22 protein-coding genes are annotated in these 16926 nt (G+C 66.9%); 12 read left to right on the top strand and 10 right to left on the bottom strand.

Features of this window, described 5'->3' with window-relative positions; genetic code table 11:
- Positions 1–131: 131 nt before the first annotated feature.
- Positions 132–395: a GlsB/YeaQ/YmgE family stress response membrane protein gene (locus ASF89_RS01820; protein WP_055799371.1), complete on the top strand. Its 264-nt coding sequence runs from the start codon at positions 132–134 to the stop codon at positions 393–395.
- A gap of 59 nt (positions 396–454) precedes the next feature.
- On the opposite strand, the gene ASF89_RS01815 is transcribed toward ASF89_RS01820, so the two are convergent.
- The 4 genes from ASF89_RS01815 to ASF89_RS15275 all read right to left on the bottom strand — a co-directional run bounded on the left by ASF89_RS01815 (position 455) and on the right by ASF89_RS15275 (position 3802).
- Positions 455–1132: an ABC transporter ATP-binding protein gene (locus tag ASF89_RS01815; protein WP_055811520.1), complete on the bottom strand. Its 678-nt coding sequence runs from the start codon at positions 1130–1132 to the stop codon at positions 455–457.
- On the bottom strand, positions 1129–2412 hold the full coding sequence (locus tag ASF89_RS15825) for a hypothetical protein (RefSeq protein ID WP_055811518.1): 1284 nt from the start codon (positions 2410–2412) through the stop codon (positions 1129–1131). Before ASF89_RS15825 ends, ASF89_RS01815 begins: the two co-directional genes overlap by 4 nt.
- Positions 2409–3323 carry a hypothetical protein gene (locus tag ASF89_RS01805; protein WP_055811515.1) on the bottom strand — a complete coding sequence of 305 codons (915 nt, stop codon included), beginning with the start codon at positions 3321–3323 and terminating at the stop codon, positions 2409–2411. The genes ASF89_RS15825 and ASF89_RS01805 overlap by 4 nt, the downstream gene beginning before the upstream one ends.
- A gap of 62 nt (positions 3324–3385) precedes the next feature.
- Positions 3386–3802: a hypothetical protein gene (locus ASF89_RS15275; RefSeq protein WP_200937085.1), complete on the bottom strand. Its 417-nt coding sequence runs from the start codon at positions 3800–3802 to the stop codon at positions 3386–3388.
- 317 nt (positions 3803–4119) lie between these two features.
- Between ASF89_RS15275 and ASF89_RS01800 the strand changes: the two genes are divergently transcribed.
- Positions 4120–4527, top strand: a complete 408-nt coding sequence (locus ASF89_RS01800; protein WP_055812977.1) for a hypothetical protein — start codon at positions 4120–4122, stop codon at positions 4525–4527.
- Between the two features lie 23 nt (positions 4528–4550).
- Here the strand turns inward: ASF89_RS01800 and ASF89_RS01795 are convergent, their stop codons facing one another.
- Positions 4551–4961 (bottom strand): hypothetical protein, encoded by a 411-nt coding sequence (locus tag ASF89_RS01795; protein ID WP_055811512.1) that lies wholly within the window; start codon positions 4959–4961, stop codon positions 4551–4553.
- 351 nt (positions 4962–5312) lie between these two features.
- On the opposite strand from ASF89_RS01795, the gene ASF89_RS01790 reads away from it, so the two are divergent.
- Both ASF89_RS01790 and ASF89_RS01785 read left to right on the top strand, forming a co-directional pair.
- Entirely contained in the window at positions 5313–5702 is a 390-nt protein-coding gene (locus ASF89_RS01790; protein WP_055811509.1) for a Rid family detoxifying hydrolase, read from the top strand.
- A 454-nt stretch (positions 5703–6156) separates the two neighbouring features.
- Entirely contained in the window at positions 6157–7251 is a 1095-nt protein-coding gene (locus tag ASF89_RS01785; protein WP_055811506.1) for a CHAT domain-containing protein, read from the top strand.
- A gap of 30 nt (positions 7252–7281) precedes the next feature.
- Here the strand turns inward: ASF89_RS01785 and ASF89_RS01780 are convergent, their stop codons facing one another.
- The 3 genes from ASF89_RS01780 to ASF89_RS01775 form a co-directional block, all read right to left on the bottom strand.
- Positions 7282–7881 carry a hypothetical protein gene (locus ASF89_RS01780; RefSeq protein WP_152970200.1) on the bottom strand — a complete coding sequence of 200 codons (600 nt, stop codon included), beginning with the start codon at positions 7879–7881 and terminating at the stop codon, positions 7282–7284.
- Positions 7882–7933: 52 nt separating this feature from the next.
- The gene (locus tag ASF89_RS15270) at positions 7934–8581 is read right to left on the bottom strand and encodes a Panacea domain-containing protein (protein WP_082059913.1); all 648 of its coding nucleotides are present in this window, start codon (positions 8579–8581) and stop codon (positions 7934–7936) included.
- A 107-nt stretch (positions 8582–8688) separates the two neighbouring features.
- The gene (locus tag ASF89_RS01775; protein ID WP_043594596.1) at positions 8689–9039 is read right to left on the bottom strand and encodes a metalloregulator ArsR/SmtB family transcription factor; all 351 of its coding nucleotides are present in this window, start codon (positions 9037–9039) and stop codon (positions 8689–8691) included.
- Positions 9040–9124: 85 nt separating this feature from the next.
- On the opposite strand from ASF89_RS01775, the gene arsB reads away from it, so the two are divergent.
- The 5 genes from arsB to ASF89_RS01750 are packed head-to-tail and all read left to right on the top strand — an operon-like array spanning position 9125 to position 13193.
- Positions 9125–10210 (top strand): ACR3 family arsenite efflux transporter, encoded by a 1086-nt coding sequence (arsB, locus tag ASF89_RS01770; protein WP_055811503.1) that lies wholly within the window; start codon positions 9125–9127, stop codon positions 10208–10210.
- Between the two features lie 23 nt (positions 10211–10233).
- Positions 10234–10644 carry an arsenate reductase ArsC gene (locus tag ASF89_RS01765; protein WP_055811500.1) on the top strand — a complete coding sequence of 137 codons (411 nt, stop codon included), beginning with the start codon at positions 10234–10236 and terminating at the stop codon, positions 10642–10644.
- Between the two features lie 25 nt (positions 10645–10669).
- Entirely contained in the window at positions 10670–11341 is a 672-nt protein-coding gene (locus tag ASF89_RS01760) for an arsenate reductase ArsC (RefSeq protein ID WP_043594591.1), read from the top strand.
- A complete protein-coding gene (locus tag ASF89_RS01755) occupies positions 11338–12681 on the top strand; it encodes an NAD(P)-binding domain-containing protein (RefSeq protein WP_043594589.1) in 1344 nt (447 codons plus the stop codon). The genes ASF89_RS01760 and ASF89_RS01755 overlap by 4 nt, the downstream gene beginning before the upstream one ends.
- Positions 12682–12698: 17 nt before the next feature.
- On the top strand, positions 12699–13193 hold the full coding sequence (locus tag ASF89_RS01750) for a GNAT family N-acetyltransferase (protein WP_043594688.1): 495 nt from the start codon (positions 12699–12701) through the stop codon (positions 13191–13193).
- Here ASF89_RS01750 and ASF89_RS01745 read toward each other — a convergent pair.
- On the bottom strand, positions 13190–13630 hold the full coding sequence (locus tag ASF89_RS01745; RefSeq protein WP_197073513.1) for a MerR family DNA-binding transcriptional regulator: 441 nt from the start codon (positions 13628–13630) through the stop codon (positions 13190–13192). The genes ASF89_RS01750 and ASF89_RS01745 overlap by 4 nt on opposite strands.
- Positions 13631–13686: 56 nt before the next feature.
- On the opposite strand from ASF89_RS01745, the gene ASF89_RS01740 reads away from it, so the two are divergent.
- The 3 genes from ASF89_RS01740 to ASF89_RS01730 all read left to right on the top strand — a co-directional run bounded on the left by ASF89_RS01740 (position 13687) and on the right by ASF89_RS01730 (position 15678).
- Positions 13687–14682: an arsenic resistance protein gene (locus tag ASF89_RS01740; protein ID WP_043594585.1), complete on the top strand. Its 996-nt coding sequence runs from the start codon at positions 13687–13689 to the stop codon at positions 14680–14682.
- Between the two features lie 44 nt (positions 14683–14726).
- On the top strand, positions 14727–15041 hold the full coding sequence (locus ASF89_RS01735) for a hypothetical protein (protein WP_043594583.1): 315 nt from the start codon (positions 14727–14729) through the stop codon (positions 15039–15041).
- 193 nt (positions 15042–15234) lie between these two features.
- Positions 15235–15678: a hypothetical protein gene (locus ASF89_RS01730; protein WP_054145818.1), complete on the top strand. Its 444-nt coding sequence runs from the start codon at positions 15235–15237 to the stop codon at positions 15676–15678.
- Positions 15679–15710: 32 nt separating this feature from the next.
- On the opposite strand, the gene ASF89_RS01725 is transcribed toward ASF89_RS01730, so the two are convergent.
- Positions 15711–16859 (bottom strand): TDT family transporter, encoded by a 1149-nt coding sequence (locus ASF89_RS01725; RefSeq protein WP_055811495.1) that lies wholly within the window; start codon positions 16857–16859, stop codon positions 15711–15713.
- Positions 16860–16926: the final 67 nt, after the last annotated feature.

Below are 16926 nucleotides of genomic sequence, written 5' to 3'. Positions count from 1 at the left end.
GGGAGACTCCCAGGAGGTGCACAGTCGACTTACCGCTAAGCCTCGAGTTGAGGCTCATGAGCTCGTCGCCACCTCGGTGGTGACGGGATCAGGCGGTGTCAACTTGTCACCAACCGCTCGAAAGGTCTCTCATGAGCTTCCTCGCCTTCCTCCTCCTCGGTCTCATCGCCGGCGCCATCGCCAAGCTGATCCTCCCCGGCCGTCAGGGCGGCGGCTGGATCGCCACCCTCGTGCTCGGCGTCATCGGCGCCCTGCTCGGCGGTTGGATCGGCGGCGCGCTGTTCGGCGTCGACTTCAACGGCTTCTTCTCGATCGAGTCGTGGCTGATCGCCATCGTCGGCGCCGTCGTGGTGCTGTTCGTCTACGGCCTCATCACGGGTCGCAGCAAGCGCTGACCTCAGGGTCGGAGAGAAGGGGCGGGCGCAGTGCGCCCGCCCCTTCTTCGTGCCCGGGGTCAGCCGACGTTCACGTGATCGACGAGTCGGTGGTCGGAGACGACGACTCGTCGATCGCAGGACGCGGCTACGCGAGGACTGTGGGTGGCGATGATGAAGCTGATACCACTGTCCTGCAAGGATGCGAACAGGCCCAGGATGTCGTCCTCCGTGTCCTCGTCGAGTGCGCCGGTGGGCTCGTCGGCGAGGATCAGAGTCGGACGCTTCACTATCGCCCGTGCGATGGCGACGCGTTGGGCCTCCCCACCGGACAGTTTGGTGACCGACTTCTTGCCCATCCCCTGCAGTCCGACCGCTTCCAGGGCTTCCACGGTGCGCTCTTGCGGCTGCGCGAGTCCGCGGGCGCCGAAGAGCACGTTGCGCTCGACGGTGAAGTCATCGAGGAGGTCGTAGGACTGCGCGATCAGGCCGATGTGAGCACGTCGATGGTCGGCGAGCGGATCGAGGCGTCTCGGCAGGGCTGTGCCCTGGAAGACGTACGACCCCTCGTAGTGAGCGTCCAAGCCTGCGATGATGCGCAGCAGTGTCGTCTTTCCGCTCCCGCTTCGTCCGAGAAGGGCGATGGAGCGCTCGTGAGAACCCATCGCGAAGTCGAGGCCTTTGAAAATGCGGCGCACGGAACCATCAGGCTCGCGCACTGTCTTCTTGAGGGACTGCACGGTGAGGAGCTCGGTCATGGTTCGTTCCTTGGTCTGTTTCGGAGGGTGTGCTGCAGCTGCGTCCGGCGGTGAAGCAGGTCGAGAGCGCCGAGCAAGGTGACGAGCCCGAGACAGAACGTCTGTACGGACGATTCCTGGTTCGGAAGAGAGTGCGTGATGGCCAGGAAGACGAGGGCGAGTCCCGCGTATTCGACCGCGACGATGGCGAGCACCGCTCGTCCGAGGTCGCTGCGACTCTGACCGAGCTCCCATGCAATCCGAATGCGCCGCTCCCGACGTCGGGCGGCACTGCCGGTCAGGATGGCACTCATCACGAGTGCTGCGGCGGCGATCAACATCTCGACCGTCAGCACCACGGCGAAGTTGTCGTGCACCAGCGCCCGGACCGATGAGAACTGCGTCAGGTAGCTCGGCACATTCAGCAGCACGTAGTGCTCGAACCCCGAAGTCGCCGCTGCATCTTCCAACGCCTTGAACACCGTGTCGTCGGAAAGCCCTCGATCGACGGCGATGTTGGCATTCAGCATTGCGAAGGCGAGGATGCCTGAGAAGTCGCGATCCGAATCCGGCGAGGCGGTGATGCTCGTGGGGTAGGGGACGATCAAGTAGTCGTCGAGGAAGTGGTTGATGTCGCCCTGGTAGAACATCGAGGCGTTCGGTGGGAGAAAGCCTGCGACCTGCATCCGAGTCGGCTTGAAGTAGTAGTCGACGGCCAGCTGGTCTCCTACGGCGTAGACGCCCTCGTACTCGGCCCCCAGGAGCACGGGGATGGTCTTGCTCTCGTAGTCCACAGCGTCCCAGTCGAGATCCGTGCCGCCCTGCCCAGCGAGGTTGTAGAACTCGAAAGTCTCGCGGCTCAGCTGCATGGACTTCACGTCGACGACCTGCTTGTTCGTGAACGGATCCTCGTAAGGCCCCTGCGCGGCGCCGGGAACTCCATAATCATCTTCGAAGGTCTCCCCGCCGGCGAAGTCCTCGACCGGCATGGGCTGGTCGAAGGCCGAGAGCAGCTGAACGCCCTCGGGGGCGTTCTGCGTCAGGGCGTCGTAGAACGTGGTGACCTTCTGGATGTTCTCCGTGGATTCCCGGTACTGCGAGAACATCGTCGGGTCCGTCAAGCCATCGATGAGGCCGTACATGTCGACCTCCGCTGAATCGCCGAAGCTCTGAATGGCTGCATCCTGCGTCGACAAGGAGAAGGTCAGCACGTTGTAGAGACTCGTCAGGAGGAACGCGAGCACGAGGATCTTGGCCACGAGCCGCCCGTAGGTGCCGCGGAGCAGTGCGCGCGTGTTCATCGACTCCTCCTCACCAGTGACGCCACGAGCGCCCCCCACGACACGACCAAGCTCACTGCAAGCGGAAGTCCTGCGGCGGCGGCGAGTTCCGGCAGCGAGCGCAGCGCTCCCGCCGAGAGCAGTGCGCCGATCGAAACGGCGACGAACACCGCTCCCGCGAACCAGGCGAGGGGAAGGACACTCAGCATCACGACTCGCGGGCGCCGGAGACCGAGTCGATACCGCAGGGCGGCGACAGGCCGTCGGAAGCCTGCGATGAGCAGGCCGGCAGCGATCGCGCCGAGGAGCGTGAGCCCCCACCCGCAGATGATGACGATCGGTGAGACGAAGTCGATGTTGGTGCGCCGGTCCGCACCCCCGCCGACCGGCGCCACCATCTCCGATGTCACCCCGGCGACCTCCTGCACGCCACCCTCCACGTCGACGAACACGGGCTCGTCGTCGCTGATGAGATCCGGAGCCTGGAGGAGAACATCCTGCGCGAGTCCGCCGTCCGCACGGACACCGAGCCGCCCGATCACAGCGAAAGCCTGCCCTGCATAGTCGACGTACTGTCGGCCATCATCCGAACGGGTGACCACCCCGTCGCCGACCAGAGCGACGAGCTCGTCGTCGGCACGCAACTGCCTGCCTTCATGGATCGGCAGCGCCTCGGGGTGACCGAATGTGCGAACCGCTCGGAGGTCGCCGCTGCCATCCAGATCCTGAAACACACGCCCGCTGAGACTCGTTTCGTCGAGCAACGTCGGATCGAGGGCGGTGGAGTCGAGCATCACCGCCGTGCTGCTGAGCAGATTGCCACCCTCGAGCGACAACGCGCTGCGGACGTTCGCGTACACGCTGATCCCGGCACCCAGCGAGCTGAACAATGCCAGCAGCACTGCGCTGAGGATGAGTTTTCGGTAGGTCATCGATGTGTTCCCTTGGGCTCGAGACGACCAGGCCGGGAGGGCACGCGCCCTCCCGTCCCGTCTTACTTGTTGCCGTAGTAGGAGCGCGCAGAACCCTTTCCGATGGTCGTGTTGGCCTTGAACCACGGGGAGGTCGCTTGGGTCCCACTAGTTCCCCACTTGCGACCGGATGATGTGAGCACCCTGTTGCCATGCTGCATCTGAGCAGTCGTGTAGTGGCGCACGCCGACCCACGTCGTCCAACCCTTGGCGCGCTTGTGAGTGGTGCCGTTGATGCTCTTCTGCTCGGACGCACCGCTGTGGTTCGGTGCGGCCGCGACAGCGAACCCACCATCAGTCTGCGCAGTCGAGGAGTGCGCGAAGGCACCTGTGTTCTCGTCCCAACCACCCAAGTCAGCCGCGGTCGCCGCACCGGCCGGGAGAGCGAGAGCCCCGACGGCGATCGTCGCCATTGCAAGTGAAATCTTTATCTTCTTCACGATCTCCCCAGTCTTTCTTTCGGAAGGAATCGGGGCTCGTGGTAGATGACTTCCGTGAAGTCACGTCCCACTGCCGATCGACACCTCGGCGAATCATTCCGCCTGAAATCATTACTATCAGTATGCTTTGCTTTCGGGCAAGCGGATCGCTCGATCGCAGGACTTGGAATTCCCCGTGACGCAGTGGGTAGATCTTGATTCCCCGCCCTTCACCGGGGATCGATGGTGAACGCCGGGCACACTCGCCTCATCGGCGACTGCGGCTCCAGACGGATCGCCGCCTCGACGATGCGTCGCCGAGGGTGCACGATCGGCTCATGACCCGCTTCGCGATCGACGCGCCCACCTGCCTCGAACTGCTGCGCCGCCGACCGGCGCTGCCGGCGGACCACCGGCTGGTGGCTCCCGCGGCGCTGAAGTCCGACGTGCTGGCGCTGCTGTTCGCCGAGGTGCGGTCCGGGGCGCTGCCCGAAGCCGTGGGGCGGCGGGAGCTGGACCGGTTCGCGGAGCTCTCGGTGCGCCTCCTCGGTGACCGTGTCTCGCGCTCTCGGGCCTGGGCGATCGCGCGCGACCTCGGCTGGGACGACCCTCGGCCGGCCGAGTACCTCGCCGTCGCGGTGCTGCAGGCGGATGCGCTGGTCACGGCCGATCCGCATCTGGTGGAGGGGGCGCGCGGGCGGGTGCCGGTGGTGCCGCTCGCCGAGCTGCTGGCCCTGGCCGACTGAACGCCGGGCGGACCGGTGCCGGATCACCAGGGGCCGAGGTCGCCGCCGTTCATGCCGTAGACGACGATGCCGGCGATGGCCGCGAGCGCGAGGAGACCGACGACGAGGGGCGCCCAGTCGAGGAGCCTGTCCGTGCGCGAGCGCTCGTCGCCGCGGCGGGCGGTCGCCGGGGCGAGGAGCCGCGAGGAGGCGGAGGCCGACCGGTGCGATCGCGTCGCCGCCCCGGGGTCGGCGGCGTCTCGTGCGCGCTCGGGGGTGCCGCTCGTCCGGGGAGCGGCGGCCTGGACGCCGGGGCCGGAGCGGGTGCCGGATCGGGTGGTGCTGGTCTCGGTGCCGGTGTTGGTCTCGGCGTCGACCTCGGCGAGGCGGCGGCGGAGCTCCTCCCGGAACCGGCGGTCGGCGGGTGAGCCGATGGTCTCGTCGGGGTCGGTCATGGTGCTCCTGTCGGGTCGGCCGGGCGCGTGCCCCGTCGGGTCGCATGCTACCGGGGCTGGTGGGGCCGGATCGCGGAGCCGCGGAGGCGGTGCCGCGCAGGGCCAGGGGTGCGACGGTCGCGGCGCGCGGGTCGCGGCGGGGTCGGAGGGAGATCGGCGGCTGCTCGAGCCGGGCGCCCACACGGCTCGTCGTTCCGGGCTCGACGTCAGCGTCGCCGAGCGACGAGCCCAGGGCGGATTGACCGGTCTCGGCGGAAGACTGCTGTGCAGCGGACCTGGCCCCGCGCGACACCCGGGCGACGTCCTCGCACCACCGCCCCGCCCCATCACCTCGCCACCGACGGAGAGACCATGCCTCGTTCATCACTGTTCGCCCCCGACGCGCCTGCGGCCATCGGCCCCTACGCCCACGCCGCCGAGCCCTCGGGCACCCGACTGCTGTTCCTCTCGGGGCAGACGCCCATCGACCCGGCGACGGCTCGACTGGTGACCGGGGACGTCGCGATGCAGACACGACAGGTGTTCGCGAACCTCGAGACCGTGCTGGCGGCCGCCGGCGGAACGCTCGCCGACGTCGTCAAGTTCAGCGTCTATCTGACGACGATGGACGACTTCGCCGAGATGAACGAGGTCTACGCGTCGCTCGTGCAGGAGCCGTACCCGGCGCGCACCACGGTGGCCGTCGCAGGCCTGCCCCTGGGGGCGCGCATCGAGATCGAGGCCATCGCCTCGCTGTCGTGAGCCGGATTCGCCGCCAGCGCAGGGCCGTGTCGAAGGAGGCGCACCGCTTTCGGCCACCGCCTTCGACGGAATGAGAAAACCCCCGCGCGAGCGGGGGTTCTCTGTGGCGGGTTGTTTGCACAACCCCTGAATCGCCGCGGAGTCGGGCCTTGGACACCCGACTGAAGCTGAATTTCCCCCGAGCGTCGCTGCGATTTCCCCTGCGGGCTCCCTCAACCTCGTAAGCGCACTGGACTTGCCGTGGCCGCGCCTGCGATCGGGCAAGCCTCCCCACGGCGCCAGATGGTTGACGAGTTGACCTGGGCGGTGGCGGGCCGCCCCGCGGCCCAGTGGGGGATCCTCGAGCATGAGCACCCCATGCGCGGACGCAGGGGGCGCACCGAGGTCACCGCGCCGTGCGGCCTCTCGGACGCTTTCGCGTTCGAGAGTCGGGCCGTTCCCTTAACCTCGTCCCATGAGCAGCTCGACGATTCGGTCTCAACTCGAGCGGAAGCGCGCACAAAAGGCCGATGCCGAGAAGAAGGCGTCGGCAGCGCGAACGAAGGAGAACGCCAAGCGCGCCGATGCAACGAAGGCTCGGGCTGCGGCATCCAAGACGAGCAACGACTCGACGCGAAAGTCACGATCGCGGGACGCGGACAGGTACGAGCAGGACGCCAATGCCGCTGGCAAGGACGCCGCCGCTTGGCAGACCAAGGCGAGCAAGTACCTGGTTGAGGAAGTGGCTTTACAAAAGCAGCTGTCAACCGCCGAGAGGTCGGAACAGAAGGCGTCGGAGCGGAAGCGTGAGCAGACCGACACAGCCCTAGAACGGCAACGAGCTCAGCAAGTGACGGCAGCCAGAGCTGAGACGGGCCGTCTGCGCGACGAGACGGCGATGCGCTTCGACGTGCACGAGAGAGCGATAGCCGAACTTCGACAGCCGAAGAAAGAGCGCCTCCGTATCCTCGTCCTCACCTCGTCAGGCCGAGATGACCTCCGTGTCGGACGCGAGCAAAAGCAAATCCAGGATGCAGTTCGGTTCGCGTCTGGTCGCGATCAGGTTCGGCTAGACGTCCGGCCGGCTGCGACGGGTGAGGACCTCTTGAACGGTCTCACGCAGGGCACCCCTCACGTCGTCCACTTCTCCGGCCACGGCAACGAGGACGTCATCGTCTTCGAAGAGGATGTCGACGCCCACAATGACGGCCGCGCGATGTCCGGCCGGCTACTTGGCCGTGCTCTACAAGCTGTCGACGAAACTCCCCTTCTCGTCGTCCTGAATGCGTGCAAGACCGCGGAACAGGCTCGTCGCCTCACAGAAGGCATTGCGGCCTTTGCTATCGGTCATTCCGATTCGATCGGAGATTCTGATGCGATCAACTACGCGGCGCGCTTCTATGCGTCCATCGCGGACGGACAGTCCATCGGCGCTTCGCACGATCTCGCCAAAACAGCTCTCGAGATGATGGGGCTGCCTGATCATGATCTCCCGCAGCTGTATGCCGCTGTGGGCTACAACCCCTACGAAGCTCGCCTTGTGCTGTCCGAACTACCTTCGGATTCTTGAGTCCGACAAAGCCAGAAGGAATGGTGAGGTTCAACGCGGACGGGCGGCGCTAAGACGACGCATAGCTCGCTTCCGCTCTTCAGCCTGGTATTCCAGGATCCACGTGCTGGGCGAAACAACCTGGATCAGGCCTGGGAGTGAAGCGTTGAGGAAGCCGGTGTCACGAGTGATGCACACGCGGTCGACGTAGCCATCATCAGGATCGTCGGCATCCCGGGCGGTTGCGTACACCGTCCCATCTTCATGATCGAGCGGCGGGTCCCCGTAGGCGCTCACGATCTCACCCACCGTGTCACCCTCCGAGCGAATGACGACTTCCCAAACGAGGTCCTCGAGCAAGGTCTGGGCATCGGCGTCTAGCCATCCAAGACCTGGGTTCCCGACGCCCGATGTGGGATGGGCAGCCTTAGATGCGACCATGAGGTTGATGTGGTCGCTCGTCCAGACACTCAGGCTGCGCCCGTCTGCGTGCTGGCCGCCCGCGCAGGCGAGGATGGTCAACACGCTGTCAAGTCCCGGATCCCTACGGTGCGGAACTCCATCGGCTCGCGCCCGGACCCCTGCTGCTTCGAGCCGCTCCCAGGTGAACGGCGCGCCGACGACTCGGGCGGCGTCGAGGTAGACGTTCACGTCCAGGATGACTACAAGGCGTGAAGCCCTAGCTGGCGATCCCGTCCCTGCGTCAGTTGGCACGCCTAACGGGCCGCGAAAGGCGGAATCGTGACTTTGCTGCCTCGTAGGCGGGACCAGATGTCGTAGCAAATTGAGCAGTGCCGAGCGACGGATGCTCAATCGCGGCATGTTCGGAGGCCCGCAACCGCCCAGCCTTGCGAAGCTCCGCTACCCGCCGGTACGCGGCCCAGTCGCTTCCGATCTCCGGCTGAGGCAGTTCAATGTTCAGCGAACCCTCGCGGTAATGCTTGTCCCACACTCGGCCCGGCTCATGGGTCAGTGCCCAGAGCGCGCCCCCAGTCATATCTCCAAAAAGCGACCACACGTCTTCGACGTCATCGATGACTTCCTCACGCAACTCCTCAACGCTGATGGCTGAGGTGTCGATGTGAGCTATTGGCTGATCGTGGTACTCCTTGTACAAGCCGTAGAGAGGCTTGACCACGGGGCCGTTTTTCCAGGCCTGAACCGGCTCTCGGAACGTCGGCGCATGTCGCTCTGACAGCCCCTTGCTCTGAACAAGGAAGACGAGCTTTTGCAGTTGCAGGTTGGTGAGACTTCGACCATCGTGGTTCGCGGCGACGAGCAGACGTGACGCAATCGATGCAGCAGCAACGGTTCGCTCCACGGTCAACCCCCCATTCGTCATGATTCCCATCAACGAGATCAACTCACACTACGCGATGTTGATTCCCTCCAGCTGTAAGCCATGCGGCATCTTGAGTGCATGCGCCAGCCAAGAGACGAGGGAAAACGCAGCAGAACTCAGGCCGTTACAAGGAGCTTGCCGAGGGAATCGAGGGCCCCAGGGACGAGCGCGTAGTACGCCCAGATCCCGCGCTTGTCGCGAGTGAGGATGCCGGCGTCGACGAGCACCTTCAGGTGGTGCGACACAGTCGGCTGGCTGAGCCCGAGAGGTTCGGTGAGGTCACACACGCACGCCTCGGCCCCGTCGTGCGCGGCAACCATCGAGATGAGCCGGAGCCGGGCCGGGTCCGCGATGGCTTTGAGGCTGCGGGCCAGCTTCTCGGCGTTCTCCGCGTCCATCGCCTCGCGGGCCAGCGGTGCGCAGCACGCGGTCACGTCCGTGAGGGGCAGGAGTTCGGCAACGGGCATGTGAACACTCTTCCACACAGATTGACAGTCGTCGATGGGTTGGGGCAGGCTCAACACATCGACACTCATCGATCTACGGAGCTGCATGACGACCACCACCACCGCGCCTGCCCGGCTCGGGACCGCTGACCGCTTCCTCCCCGTGTGGATTCTCGCCGCCATGGGCGTGGGGCTGCTGCTGGCGGTGTTCGTGCCGGCTTTCGGTGAGCTGCTGCACTCGTTCCAGGTGGGGCAGGTGAGCGTCCCGATCGCGGTCGGGCTGCTGGTGATGATGTACCCGGTGCTGGCGAAGGTCCGCTACTCCGACACCCGCGCCATAGCCGGCGACCGACGCCTCCTGGTGTCGTCGTTGGTGATGAACTGGGTCGTCGGCCCTGCTCTGATGTTCGCCCTGGCATGGGTGTTCCTGCCGGATCTGCCGGAGTACCGCACGGGGCTGATCATCGTGGGCCTCGCCCGGTGCATCGCCATGGTGCTGATCTGGAACGACCTCGCCTGCGGCGACCGAGAAGCTGCCGCGTTCCTCGTCGCCCTGAACTCGGTGTTCCAGGTCGTCGCGTTCGCCGGCCTCGGCTGGTTCTACCTCCAGATCCTCCCCGCCTGGCTCGGGCTCCCGGTCACGAGCGCGTCGTTCAGCATCTGGTCGATCACCCTCAGCGTCCTGGTTTTCCTCGGCATCCCCCTCCTCGCCGGCTACCTGTCCCGCCGCATCGGGGAAGCGACCAAGGGACGCACCTGGTACGAGACACGCTTCCTGCCGAAGATCGGCCCCTTCGCCCTCTACGGGCTGCTGTTCACGATCGTGATGCTCTTCGCCCTCCAGGGACAGCAGGTCGTCGACCGACCCCTCGACGTCGTCCGCATCGCCGTCCCGCTGCTGGTGTACTTCGCCGTCACGTTCCTCGTCGCGTTCTTCACCGGACGGGCCATCGGCCTGGCCTACGAGCGGACGGCGACGCTGGCGTTCACAGCCGCGGGGAACAACTTCGAGCTGGCGATCGCGGTCGCGGTCGGCACGTTCGGGGCCACCTCCGGCCAAGCCCTCGCCGGCATCGTCGGCCCCCTGATCGAGGTCCCGGCGCTCGTGGCGCTGGTGTACCTGTCCCTGTGGCTCCGGCCACGCCTGTTCCCCTCCCCCACCCCGGCAGCGCGCATCGCTGAACGGGTCTAACCCCTCACCCGAAGGAACCCGTCATGAGCACCAAGCCCACCGTCCTGTTCGTCTGCGTCCACAACGCCGGCCGCTCCCAGATGGCCGCCGGCTACATGCAGGCCCTGGCCGGCGACCGCGTCGACGTCCTCTCCGCCGGCAGCGAGCCCAAGGACCAGATCAACCCGATCGCGATCCAGGCCATGGCCGAGGAAGGCATCGATATCGCCGGGAACCAGCCCAAGGTCCTCACCACCGAGGCCGTCCGGGACAGCGACGTCGTGATCACGATGGGCTGCGGCGACGCGTGCCCGATCTTCCCCGGCAAGCGCTACGAGGACTGGGAGCTGACCGACCCCGCTGGCCGCGGCATCGAGGACGTCCGCCCCATCCGCGACGACATCAAGGGCCGCATCCAGGCCCTCCTGGCCGAGATCGCACCCGCGACCGCCTAACCCCCTGAGCTGTGAGGAAACGACGATGACGGACCTGACCACGAGGCGCGGCCTGCCGGGCCTTGCCTTCCCCGAGGACGCACTCAAGCGTGCCGCGGGCGACCTCGCCACCCGGTTCGAGGGCATCTTCGGACCGGAGACGATCGAGCGGTACGTGCTCGAGTCCTACACGGCTCTCCTTCGCACAGCGCAAGTCCGGGCGCACCTGACCACCAATGCGACCCGGTTCGCGATCGACCGGCTGACTGCTCTCGGGCAGGCCACCGGGGCGATCGAGCGGACGGTGCCGGAGGTGCTGTTCGTCTGCGAGCAGAACGCCGGCCGGTCCCAGATGGCAGCCGTGTTCACCAACGTCCTCTCCGGCGGTGCCGTCCACGTCCGCTCCGCCGGGTCTATGCCCGCCCGAGACCTCCACCCCGTCGTCGCGGAAGCGATGCGAGAGCTGGGCCTCGACCTTGACGAGGCGTTCCCGAAGCCGCTGACAGACGACGTCGTGCAGGCAGCCGACGTCGTGATCACGATGGGCTGCGGCGACGCGTGCCCGATCTACCCCAGCAAGACCTACCGCGACTGGCACCTCACCGACCCCGCCGGGCTCCCCCTCGAGCAGGTGCGCCTCATCCGCGACGACGTTCGCAAGCTCGTCGAATCGCTCCTGGCCGAACTCGGCATCGAATCGAAGGGTCTCCCCGCATGAGCCTCACCCTCTCTGTCCCGCCCCGCACCGACGCACCGACCCTCGCCGGGCTCCCCGTCGCCGTCATCGGCGCCGGCCCTGTTGGCCTCGCTGCTGCCGCGCAGCTCCTCGAACGCGGCGTCGACGTCGTGATCTACGAAGCCGGCCCGAGTGCCGCGACGGCGGTCCGCGCGTGGGGTCACACGCGCCTGTTCACCCCGTGGGAGCACCTCGTCGACCCGGCCGCCGCACGCCTCCTCGACACCACCGACTGGGAGGCCCCGGCAGCGAAGAAGCTCCCCTACGGTGCCGACTTCGTCCGCGACTACCTCGAACCCCTCGCCGCGACCCCTGAGCTGTCCGGCCGCATCCGGTACGGGCACCGGGTCGCCGCAGTGTCCCGGCAGGGCATGGACCGCACCCGCTCCACCGGGCGGGCCGAGACGCCGTTTCTGCTGCGCCTCGACCACGACGGCGAGGTGCGCGACGAACTCGCCCGCGCCGTCATCGACACCTCAGGCACCTACACGACCCCCAACACCCTCACCTCCTCCGGGGTCGGCCTTTCCCACGGCGACGACGTCGCCGGCAGCATCAGCCACGCCCTGCCCGACGTCCTCGGCCGCGACCGGGAACGGTTCGCTGGCCGGCACACGGTCGTCGTCGGCGCTGGCCACTCGGCGGCGAACACCCTCCTCAAGCTCGCCACCCTCGCCAAGGACGCCCCCGGGACGACGATCACGTGGGCGATCCGCAGCAGCACCCCCGCCCGGGTCTACGGGTCAGCAGCCGACCAGCTCGAAGGCCGTGGTGACCTCGGCAGCGCCGTCCGCGACCTCGTCCGTGCCGGCGCGATCGCCCTGGTCGACCGGTTCGAGGTCGACGACGTCACCAAGACCGCTGACGGCGTGCAGCTCGTCGGGCGTCGCCGCGGTGAGCCCCTGACGGTCGCCGCGGACGTGGTGGTGAACGCGACCGGGTTCCGCCCTGACCTCGACATGCTCCGTGAGATCCGGGTATCCCTGGACGAGATCGTCGAAGCACCTCGGCAGCTCGCACCGCTGATCGACCCAAACCTGCATTCCTGCGGCACGGTCTACCCGCACGGGGTCGCAGAGCTCGGGCACCCGGAGCCGAACTTCTACATCGCCGGCATGAAGTCGTACGGCCGTGCCCCGACGTTCCTGCTGCTCACCGGCTACGAGCAGGTGCGTTCCATCGCGGACGAACTCGCTGGCAATCACGAAGCCGCCCGCCTCGTGCAGCTCGAACTCCCCGAGACGGGTGTCTGCTCGACGAACCTCCCGGACGCCTCCGGGTGCGCCGTCGACGGGCCGGCAGCAGGTGGGTGCTGCTCGTGAGCGTCACCGTCCGGGCCATGGCCCCGGACGACTGGCCCGCCATCGAGCAGATCTACCAGGAGGGTATCGACACCGGTAACGCCACCTTCGAGACCCGCACCCCGACCTGGGACGCGTTCGATGCAGGCAAGCTCGCCGCGCACCGGTTCGTCGCGGTCGACGACACCGCGGGCGCCGTGCTCGGCTGGGTGGCGGCGTCTGCGACGTCGGCCAGGCCAGCGTATGCAGGTGTCGTCGAGCACTCCGTCTACGTCACCGCCGCGGCGCGAGGACGTGGCATTGGATGGGAGTTGCTGAGTGCGTTCCTCGACTCGGTGGATGCTTCGGACATCTGGACCGTTCAGTCGTCGATCTTCCCCGAGAACGGGGCGAGCCTGGCCCTCCACGACAGGGCGGGGTTCCGCCGGATCGGGACGCGGGAACGGATCGCGCGCTCCGAAGCAGGCCCTTATGCCGGCGTGTGGCGCGACACCGTTCTGATCGAACGACGCTCACCCACCGACCCTTCCTAGGCGCTGGTGCGGAAGACGCACTCGGTCGAGCACCGCTCAGACCGGTCAGGGCATTCGGCCAGGTCGTGCTCGGCGCGCGAGAGACGCGATCGGAGCTGGTCGAGGCGGGCCTGCTTCTCCTCGATCTGACGCACCTGCTCGGCCAGGAGCGGCCGTAAGGCTTCGCGGACATCGGTGCAGGACGTCGACTCCATGGTGCTGAGGTGCACGCCGATCTGATCAAGAGGCAGCCCGAGTTCCTTGCTGGCCTCGATCAGGTCGAGCCGACTGAGAACGTCCGGGCTGTAATCCCGGTACCCGTTCAAGGTCCTGGCAGCAGTCAAGAGCCCGATGGACTCGTAGTAGCGGAGCGCCGTGGCGGGGACGCCGCTGCGCTTGCTGACCTCGGAGATTCGCACACCGCGACCATAGAGCCGCCGGTGCCACTTGACCTTCAAGCGGCTCGAACCTCTACGGTCACTGACGTGCCTTCCTCCTCCACACCAGTCCAGCCGTGAACGCGGTCGTCTCCTGGCTCGAACACCGGCAGATAGGCCTCTACCTGGCGGCGATCCTGGCTGCCGGCGTCGTCGGCCTCACCGTGCCGGGAGCAAACCACCTAGAGGCAGCGATCGAGCCCGTGCTCGCGCTCCTGCTGTTCGCGACGTTCCTCGGGGTCCCGTTCGCCGCGATCGGGAAGTCCCTCCGCGACGGACGGTTCCTCGCCGCGGTCGGGGTGCTGAACTTCGCCGTCGTCCCGGTCGTCGCGTACGGGCTGTCCCGGTTTGTTGCGGACGAGCCGGCGCTGCTGTTCGGGGTGCTGCTGGTGCTGCTGACCCCGTGCATCGACTACGTGATCGTGTTCGCCGGCCTTGCTGGCGGCGCGTCGGAACGGCTCCTCGCCGCTGCACCGCTGCTGATGCTGGCGCAGATCCTCCTCCTGCCGCTGTACCTGCTGGTGTTCATCGGCCCCGAGGGCGTCGCCGTGGTCGAGGTCGGCCCCTTCGCCCGGGCCTTCCTTCTCCTGATCGCTGTCCCGCTCACCGCGGCCGCGCTCGTGCAGGCACTCGCCCGGCGACACCGATCCGGTGTCGTGATCGAGCGGACGATGCTGGGCGTGATGGTGCCGCTGATGATGGCGACCCTGTTCACCGTCGTGGCCTCCCAAGCGGGAGCTGTTGGGGACTCCTTGGGGCAGTTGCTCGTGCTGGTGCCGATCTACGCCGGGTTCCTCGTCGTCATGGCGGCGATCGGAATCGGCATTGCTCGCACCTTCCGACTCGACGTGCCAGCAACCCGGGCCCTGGTGTTCAGCGGCGCGACCAGGAACTCGCTCGTGGTCTTGCCGCTCGCGCTGGCCCTGCCGGCGTCACTGTCGCTTGCCCCGGTCGTTGTCGTGACCCAGACGCTCGTCGAACTCATGGGCATGGTGATCTTCGTCCGACTCATCCCCCGCCTCGTGAGCAGTCAAACCACAAAGGCCCATCCCGTCACGAAAACTGGCAAGTAGTCCGAGATAGGCCACCGGCCCTCGCCAGCGTTTAGCGTCGAGAGATGCAAATCACCTTGCAGTACTTCGACGGGTGCCCGAACTGGGAAACCACAGCCGAGCGTCTGGCCGTCATTAAGGCAGATCGGAATGACTTCACCGTGATCGAGCAGCGCGTTGAAACGCAGGCCGACGCAGAAGCGTTGGACTTCCGAGGCTCGCCAACACTGCTCATCGACGGCACCCCGCTCTTCCCGGCCCCGGACGCGCCTCCTGGTTTGGCCTGCCGCGTCTACCTCACTCCCGATGGTCTTGCAGGTTCTCCGTCGCTGGCTCAGCTTCAGGAAGCCATCTCGTCGTTTCAGAGCACGGACCATTAGCGCGTCCACCAGTTCGCAGGTGTCCGATAGACGATCCCCTATCGGGCGCTCCAAGCACGCGCTTCTACAGGGCTGAACGTCGGCGCATGCTCGTGGTTGCATCAGGTTCGCGACCGCTTCGTGCAGCCGCATCAGTCGGCGGCCGCCGACTCCCTTTTCCGTTTCGACGAACGAGTGAGCAGGAGAAAGCATCATGAGCAACACCGTCATCCATGACTTGGTTTCCGAGATGCTGAGTCAGCTTCCGTCCGGTGGAGGCATCGTGGCTGTGGATGGCGATGCTGGCGAGCATCTCTCGGACATGGGCAGTCAGTTAGCTCGGGAGATCAGCGCGAGAGGCCTCACGTCGTCGGTCCGATCATTCACGGGCGCAGACTTCGAGTCTTCACCCGCCGGCACGGACGTGCTGTTGGTCGTCGGCGAAGGCGCGTTGCAGCCTGGCGTCCGGACGCGGTGGAACTGGACTCTGTGGGTCGAAGCCTCCGGGGTGCGTGATCCGGCGAGCAACGACCGCAGTGCGGTGGCGTTCGAGAGCTACCGGTCGCGTGACGAGCCCAAGGGCGCCGCCTCGGCCATCGTCGACGTCAGTGACCCCGAGGCCTATCGCCGTGACTGGAACGACGCCTGTTCGATCTGAGCCACTCCCCCACGCACCCTCGTCGTCCGCGGTCAGGGCAGGGGACGGGGAGGCGCGAGGAGCGTTCCGCGTATGACGCTGCCGTGGAAGGTGCGCACGGCGACCGTGACCCAGGCCCCGACGAGCCCGATGTAGAACACGACCGCCAGTACCTGCAGCGCGACGAGTCCCGTGTGCAGGGCCAGACCGTTCAGGCCTGTCACGCAGGTGCCGACGGGGAAGGTGAACGACCACCAGGTGAGTGAGAACGGGAGCCCCTGGCGGATGGTGCGGAGGGTGATGGCCGATGCCAGTGCCGCCCACATCAAGGCGAATCCCAGAGTGGGCACACCGTAGACGAGCCCGAAGACGAACAGGGCGTGCGAGGTTCCCTGGTCGACGGCGAGGTGGGCGTTGCCACCGAGCAGGTTGGCCGCGGTGATCGACTGCCCCAGGGGGCCGAGGACGATCCAGAGGGTCGGGACCATGCCGGCCGGGCCGATCTTGTGCTGGGCCAGGCGTGACCAGATCAGCGTGATGATCACGATCGACGCCAGCAACGACAACCCGAACATCGCGTAGCACCCCCAGAGCATGTTCTGCCTGGCCTGCCCCGCGGGCAGGAAGGGCAGCAGCAGCGCACCGGTCGAGGCAGACACCATCGGGGGAACCACGGGCATGAGCCAGCCGCCGAACGCACTGTCGGGGGCCGTGTCGTGCCGGGTGAACGTCAGGTACGGGACCGCGATCGCGCTGACGAGGCCGAGCACCGTACCGATGGTCCACAACACCCAGTCGATGCCGACCGCCAGGGGCGTACCGAGGACGTCTCTGCCCAAGAGCAGGGTGCCCGCGCCGACGGTCAGCAGCGCCATGGGCGGTGCCCCGTAGAAGTGCGCCATCACCGGATTGAGTCGATGCCCCCGCGCGGTGGCTCGGTAACGCACCCAGTGCATGACGGTCGCCGTGCTGAGAGCGACCAACAACACGCTGGCCAGTGCCCAGACGATGGTCGCGGCAGGGCGCAGCCCCGGGAACTGCAACGGCAGGGTCGCCGCGGCGTTGGCGACGATGCCGGTCCCCATGATCGACGCGAACCAGTTCGGGGTCAGGTTCGACACGATCTGCCCGCGGTGCTCGAGCTGGCGGAACAGACCGTGCGTGCGGGGAGGGGCGACAGTCGGTGTGATCGCGGCAGGCATGCCTCGATCTTCGTACGTGCGTCCGGCTGCCGATACGGGCGGATGCTTGTGGTGTCACAATCGATCC

Origin of the sequence: Frigoribacterium sp. Leaf172 (assembly GCF_001424285.1) — a bacterium.
In the GTDB taxonomy this organism is placed as follows: Bacteria; Actinomycetota; Actinomycetes; order Actinomycetales; family Microbacteriaceae; genus Frigoribacterium.
Note: the sequence above shows the minus strand (reverse complement) of the source record. Positions and strands in the feature narration are given on the sequence as shown.

Bases quoted from the DNA above. Each gene is read 5' to 3' on its own strand.
- ASF89_RS01820 (WP_055799371.1), top strand. From the start codon at position 132: ATGAGCTTCCTCGCCTTCCTCCTCCTCGGTCTCATCGCCGGCGCCATC.
- ASF89_RS01815 (WP_055811520.1), bottom strand. From the start codon at position 1,132: ATGACCGAGCTCCTCACCGTGCAGTCCCTCAAGAAGACAGTGCGCGAG.
- ASF89_RS15825 (WP_055811518.1), bottom strand. From the start codon at position 2,412: ATGAACACGCGCGCACTGCTCCGCGGCACCTACGGGCGGCTCGTGGCC.
- ASF89_RS01805 (WP_055811515.1), bottom strand. From the start codon at position 3,323: ATGACCTACCGAAAACTCATCCTCAGCGCAGTGCTGCTGGCATTGTTC.
- ASF89_RS01800 (WP_055812977.1), top strand. From the start codon at position 4,120: ATGACCCGCTTCGCGATCGACGCGCCCACCTGCCTCGAACTGCTGCGC.
- ASF89_RS01795 (WP_055811512.1), bottom strand. From the start codon at position 4,961: ATGACCGACCCCGACGAGACCATCGGCTCACCCGCCGACCGCCGGTTC.
- ASF89_RS01790 (WP_055811509.1), top strand. From the start codon at position 5,313: ATGCCTCGTTCATCACTGTTCGCCCCCGACGCGCCTGCGGCCATCGGC.
- ASF89_RS01785 (WP_055811506.1), top strand. From the start codon at position 6,157: ATGAGCAGCTCGACGATTCGGTCTCAACTCGAGCGGAAGCGCGCACAA.
- ASF89_RS15270 (WP_082059913.1), bottom strand. From the start codon at position 8,581: ATGGGAATCATGACGAATGGGGGGTTGACCGTGGAGCGAACCGTTGCT.
- ASF89_RS01775 (WP_043594596.1), bottom strand. From the start codon at position 9,039: ATGCCCGTTGCCGAACTCCTGCCCCTCACGGACGTGACCGCGTGCTGC.
- arsB (WP_055811503.1), top strand. From the start codon at position 9,125: ATGACGACCACCACCACCGCGCCTGCCCGGCTCGGGACCGCTGACCGC.
- ASF89_RS01765 (WP_055811500.1), top strand. From the start codon at position 10,234: ATGAGCACCAAGCCCACCGTCCTGTTCGTCTGCGTCCACAACGCCGGC.
- ASF89_RS01760 (WP_043594591.1), top strand. From the start codon at position 10,670: ATGACGGACCTGACCACGAGGCGCGGCCTGCCGGGCCTTGCCTTCCCC.
- ASF89_RS01755 (WP_043594589.1), top strand. From the start codon at position 11,338: ATGAGCCTCACCCTCTCTGTCCCGCCCCGCACCGACGCACCGACCCTC.
- ASF89_RS01750 (WP_043594688.1), top strand. From the start codon at position 12,699: ATGGCCCCGGACGACTGGCCCGCCATCGAGCAGATCTACCAGGAGGGT.
- ASF89_RS01735 (WP_043594583.1), top strand. From the start codon at position 14,727: ATGCAAATCACCTTGCAGTACTTCGACGGGTGCCCGAACTGGGAAACC.
- ASF89_RS01730 (WP_054145818.1), top strand. From the start codon at position 15,235: ATGAGCAACACCGTCATCCATGACTTGGTTTCCGAGATGCTGAGTCAG.
- ASF89_RS01725 (WP_055811495.1), bottom strand. From the start codon at position 16,859: ATGCCTGCCGCGATCACACCGACTGTCGCCCCTCCCCGCACGCACGGT.